This is a genomic window from Microcoleus sp. D2_18a_D3 (genome assembly GCF_036702455.1).
GTDB lineage: Bacteria > Cyanobacteriota > Cyanobacteriia > Cyanobacteriales > Microcoleaceae > Microcoleus.
Genome location: NZ_JAUBTK010000161.1, coordinates 1,030 through 6,557, shown reverse-complemented (window position 1 = coordinate 6,557; position 5,528 = coordinate 1,030). Strand labels below are relative to the sequence as shown.

Here is a 5,528-nt window from a genome sequence, read left to right as displayed (position 1 = left end):
GCACCAACTCCAACATCCGCGCCGGAACCAACACCAACACCGGCACCAACTCCAACACTCGCACCGGAACCAACACCGGCACCAACTCCAACACTCGCGCCCGCGCCGGAACCAACACCAACACCGGCACCAACACCCACACCCGCAGCGGAACCAGCCCCGACGCCCATACCCGCGCCGGAACCAACACCCGCGCCAGCGCCGGAACCAACACCAACACCGGCACCAACACCCACACCCGCAGCGGAACCAGCCCCGACGCCCATACCCGCGCCGGAACCAACACCCGCGCCGGAACCGGAACCAACTGCAACTCCAACTGCAACACCGGAACCAACATCACCAACACCAACACCAACACCACCAACACCCACACCCACACCAACACCCGCGCCGGAACCAACCCCTATATTCAACCTTGTACCCGAACCGGATACCGGTTGCGGTTGCGACCCCTTGCCCTTGCTGCCCCCGATAACATTTATCCAACCCCAGCCTTCGCAAATACTTAACTTCGACTCAAATGCCGCCCAACTCATCGACATCCAAAACACCAGCATCGGGACTCCCGGAAACGATTCCTTAACAGGAAACGACACTAACCAACTGTTTCTCTCCCTCCGCGGCGACGACACAGTGTTAGGTGAAGGCGGCCGCGATATCATCTTCGGCGAACAACAGCGAGATTACATAGCTGCGGGCCTCGACAACGACATCGTTTACGCCGGCAAAGAAACCGATGCCGTATTTGGCGGCAAACAAGACGATCGCATTTTTGGCGATCGCAATGGAGACACATTGTACGGCGATCGCGGTATAGACACCATAATCGGCGACAACGGCAACAACATCGACTTGACTGGTAACGACGGCGACCTGATTTTCGGCGGTTCTTCAGGCGATGCCATTGCTAGCAACCAAGGTTCCGACACCCTTTACTCCGGCAAAGCTGGCGACATCGCCTTTGGTGGCAAAGAAGACGACCTGATCTGGGGTGACAAAGGTCCCGACACCCTTTGGGGCGACAACGGAGACGACTCTGTGTTTGGTGGCGTGCTCAACTCCCTCGATAGCGACCCCGACGGCTTCGATTTACTGACAGGAGGCGATGGCAACGACCTACTTAACGGCGAAGAACAAGACGATACCTTGCTGGGTGGCAACGGACGGGATTTGCTGTTTGGAGGCAAAGGGGGCGATCGCATTTTTGGCGAAACTGACTCGGATACTCTTTACGGCAATCTAGGTTCCGACACCATAATCGGCGACTACGGCACTCAACAAGCCAGTACAATTGCCACGGATGAAGCGGACTTAATTTTCGGTAACGACACCGGCGATCTCATCGGCGGTGGCAGCGGTAACGATAGTATTTTTGGCGGCAAAGGTAACGACTTAGTTTATGGTGGCAAAGACAACGACCGGATTTGGGGCGAACTCGGTTTCGACACCATTGTCGGGGATGAGGGGGACGATTCGCTTTATGGCGGCTTGCAAAATCAGTTAGTGTCCGATGTGGATGGCCGCGACTTGCTATTTGGAGGAGATGGCAATGATTTTCAGGGTGGGGGTGAGAGTTCCGATTCTTTGAGTGGGGGTTTTGGTAACGATACCCTTCGTGGAGGCAAGGATGACGATGTAGTACAGGGAGATGCTGGCAACGACTTGATGTACGGCGATGATGCCAGCGATATTTTGTGCGGCGATGAAGGTAACGATACCATTAGTGGCGATCGCGGGGAAAATCTGCGAGGCGCTGTGGGCTCTAACGGCCAGCAAGACTGCATCAACGGTGGCAGTGGGGATGACCTGTTATACGGCAATGAAGGTCAAGATACTCTCAATGGTGATGATGGTAATGACACTATTTACGGCGGGAAAGATAGCGATATTCTCAATGGGGGTGTTGGGGATGACTGGCTGTTTGGCGATGGGGGAGATGATACTTTGATTGGAGGTATTGGGAACGATCGCTTTGTGTTAAGCGCTAATAGCGGTATGGATACTGTGCTCAATTTTTCCGTAGGAACTGATAAGTTTGTCCTGGCTGGTGGCTTGAGTTTTGAGGCTTTGCAACTTAACTCGATGGCGAATGGCACACTGCTACAAGTTGCGGCGACTGGGGAGGTTTTGGCTCAGATTTTTGGGGCTGATAATACTATTACTTCTCTGGATTTTCTGACTCTTTCTTCTTCAGACAAAAGCGCATTCACTCCCCTGCATTTTTCGTAAAATTTTAGCAACTCGGTTTGTTAATTAAACCGAGTTTTTTAATGTTTTCAAAAAAGAGTGAGTGAGCTGGTGAATTATATCCATTCCGGTAACACCGGAATGAGATCAAATTCGCGCTTATCGTCGTGATAAAGTTGAATCAAGCTGCCAACAAATTTTAGCGCAATTTTCATTGTTTTGATTCACAGTCAACCGTCAACCGTCAACCGTCAACAATCATTCCGGGGCAAGCGGAATTGATATTATTGGGTGATTCGACTTGCTGATGACCATGAAATTGGTTGTTAGTGAGTCATTCCTTCGTGAGAAAAGCCGGAAAACGAAGTTGAGGACTACAAAATTTCTAATTATTTTTTGAGGAAATATAGATGATATGAGATTCGGCTGATTGACACCCATAAAATTGGTTTTTGATGAGGACTCAAGTCTTAATAAAAGTCTGACTACTGAAGCCTTTTTTACTACAAGATCCAACAATTGTCAACTGCTTTCAGGCAACAAATCGGGAGCATCTCATATTTGTAAAAACACTTCTTCTGGCTGCTGCCTTCTTCCTCTTCCATCCGGCCTCGCAGCAAGAGAGCCTCCTGCCTCAAAACTCCAATTTCTAGTTTGGCTGCTTTGATTGAGATGCTCCGAACAAATCTCGCATTACACGGTGTATTTTGGTACATAGTGTCCGTTGTTTTTGATCGTAAAATAATTTAGCGCCACGTCTGACTTGGCTAAAAAACGCCTGATTTCCCAGGTAAATACAGCGAACTGCTACTTTGGGAAGATGTCGATAAAAAAAAAATCGCAGTAAATAGAACTTGTTAACTATGCGAAGTCGAGAAATTAGAAATTAAAAATTTCCCATTAGCAATTAACAATAACATCAACCACTGAAGATTGACAATTAACAAATCAAGGAGCTATCTAAGTCATGAAAAATGTATGGTGCAACTACTCTTGGCCTATTCACAAATCAAGTTGCGATCGCCGCGACACCGACTGCATAAAACGTTCTTTGATTGGGGCGCCGTTAGTCGGCGATCGCCTGAGCGATATTTACTGTTTAACAAAAACGAGTCTTCGCGTCAAAACCGCGCCTAAAAAACATTTAGTTTGCATCGATCCGAGGGTAGAGAATTATCAGCATCTTGCCAGCGGAGTCAAACCGGGGACAGAGATAATTGTCCTGGATCAAACTCTGGACGGAGTAGAACAAATTACCGAGATTCTAGCTAAACGCAGCTTAATTGCCAGCCTTCAGATTGTTGCTCACGGCAATGAAGCTTCCGTGCAACTGGGGTCAACTGTACTAAAAAATGAAAACTTACCAAAGTACGATCGGCATTTGCAGCAGTGGCGAAAGGCATTCAGCGAAAAAGCCGATATTTTATTATTAGCGTGCAGGGTTGGGGCTGGAAAATCAGGGATTGCTTTCGTGCGGAAGCTGAGAGAATTAACAGGGGCAAATATAGCGGCTTCCAACAGTCTAATTGGCAGTGCAAAATTAGGAGGAAAGTGGCAATTAAATGTTACAGCAGGACGAGTAAAAACCGCAATAGCCTTTGAAACAAAAACCCAGGAAACTTACAGCGCTGTCCTCATTAATTTAGTGGACGAAAGTTTTCAAGACGCAAGTCTAATTGGGCCTTGGCTCTCTGGGGTCCGCGACACGGAGTCAGTGGCTCCAGCTTTAACAGCAGGAACTGGAACGGAGAGTTTTCCGGGTTTGAACATCGACCCGCCTGGCAGCGGGGCTTTGAGATTAACTTCAAGCAATTTTAACCAATCTACTTTTGTCATCTATAACAGTCAGGTACCAGTCAGCAGCGGCCTTAAAATTGTCTTCGATATATTTGCCTACAACGGCACTTCACGTCCTCCGGCTCCAGCCAATTCGACAGGGGACGGCACAAGTTTCTTTTTAATTGACGGTACGGTGACGCCAACAAAAGCTGGAGGCTTTGGAGGTTCTCTCGGCTACGCCCAAAATACAGGTGAACCCGGTTTAGTTGGAGGTTATTTAGGAATTGGATTTGATGAATTCGGAAATTTTTCAGTTGAAGATAGAGGGCGTATAGACGGAATTGGGGCGAGACCAGATTCGGTAACGCTTCGAGGTAGCGAATCTACGCAATATCAGTTTTTAACTTCTGCGTTTGTGCCGCAGGGAATAGATAATATTCCCGATACCGTAAATCCTGTGGCTCCAAACGGGCTGAACAACGCCATTACTAGCACTCGCGAAGCAGCCAGAAGAAGAGTTCAAATTATTTTGGAACCCCCCACTTCTGCAACGCCAAACCGTCTCACTGTTAACTTTGACCTCGACAATGATGGTTCGTTTACAGATGTGGGCGAGACTATTATCGACATTGACAATTTAGAGGACATAAACGGGCCAATCCCGGCAACATTCAAATTTGGTTTTGCTGGTTCAACGGGAGACGCAACAAATATTCACGACATTCGCACTTTGTCTATCCAAACTATAGACGTGCCGCCTACTACAGCAGATGTTGCGACAACGAAAAAAGGCCCGCCCGCTGCGGCACCAGGCAGCGCCATTACTTACACAGTTACGACGGTAAATAACGGCCCGGACGATGCCGAAAACGTGGTGGTTGAAGATCAATTGCCCCGAGGGGCAGTATTTGGCAGTGCCGACGGCAACGGCACTTTCAACTCGACAACGAGACTGGTTTCCTGGCGTATTCCGAATTTACCTCTTGGGGCCACAGCCACCCGCACCGTAACTGTTACGGCCCCAACTACACTCGGCCCTATTACAAACAGTGTATTCAGCAGCAGCAGCACGATCGATCCCGTACCCGCCAACAACAGCGGCAGCAGCCCCGAAGCAAGAGTCACCACCACTATTACGAACGATATTGCCGATGTAGTGACGGTCAAAACCGGGCCCGCTACTGCGGCGGCAGGCTCGACAGTCACCTACACAATTACGGCCACTAACAGTGGGCCGAGTGCGGCAACCAATGTGGCGATCGCCGACACCATTGTTCCGGGTTTAACAGGAGTCAGCGTCTCGGAGGGCGGAAGTTACAACGCAACTACAGGTATTGTGACTTGGACGGCCATCCCATCCCTAGCCAGCGCAACCAGCGCCAACAGAACCGTCAGTTTCGCAGTTCCCGCCACCGGCGGCCCGATCGCCAACACAGCTAGCAGCACCTCAAATACCCCAGACCCCAATCCTGCCAACAACAACGGCAGCAGCCCCGAAGCAAGAGTCACCACCACTATTACGAACGATATTGCCGATGTAGTGACGGTCAAAACCGGGC

Annotated in this window: 3 protein-coding genes; 2 read left to right on the top strand and 1 reads right to left on the bottom strand. The window is 49.6% G+C overall.

The window, feature by feature from the left end:
- Nucleotides 1-2,232: calcium-binding protein (locus QUB06_RS33665; RefSeq protein ID WP_333439079.1), on the top strand; the 2,232-nt coding region annotated here is incomplete at its 5' end.
- Between the two features lie 461 nt (nucleotides 2,233-2,693).
- On the opposite strand, the gene QUB06_RS33660 is transcribed toward QUB06_RS33665, so the two are convergent.
- Nucleotides 2,694-2,906, bottom strand: a complete 213-nt coding sequence (locus QUB06_RS33660; RefSeq protein WP_333439077.1) for a hypothetical protein — start codon at nucleotides 2,904-2,906, stop codon at nucleotides 2,694-2,696.
- Between the two features lie 251 nt (nucleotides 2,907-3,157).
- On the opposite strand from QUB06_RS33660, the gene QUB06_RS33655 reads away from it, so the two are divergent.
- The coding region (locus tag QUB06_RS33655; RefSeq protein WP_333439075.1) for a DUF4347 domain-containing protein at nucleotides 3,158-5,528 on the top strand (2,371 nt) is incomplete at its 3' end.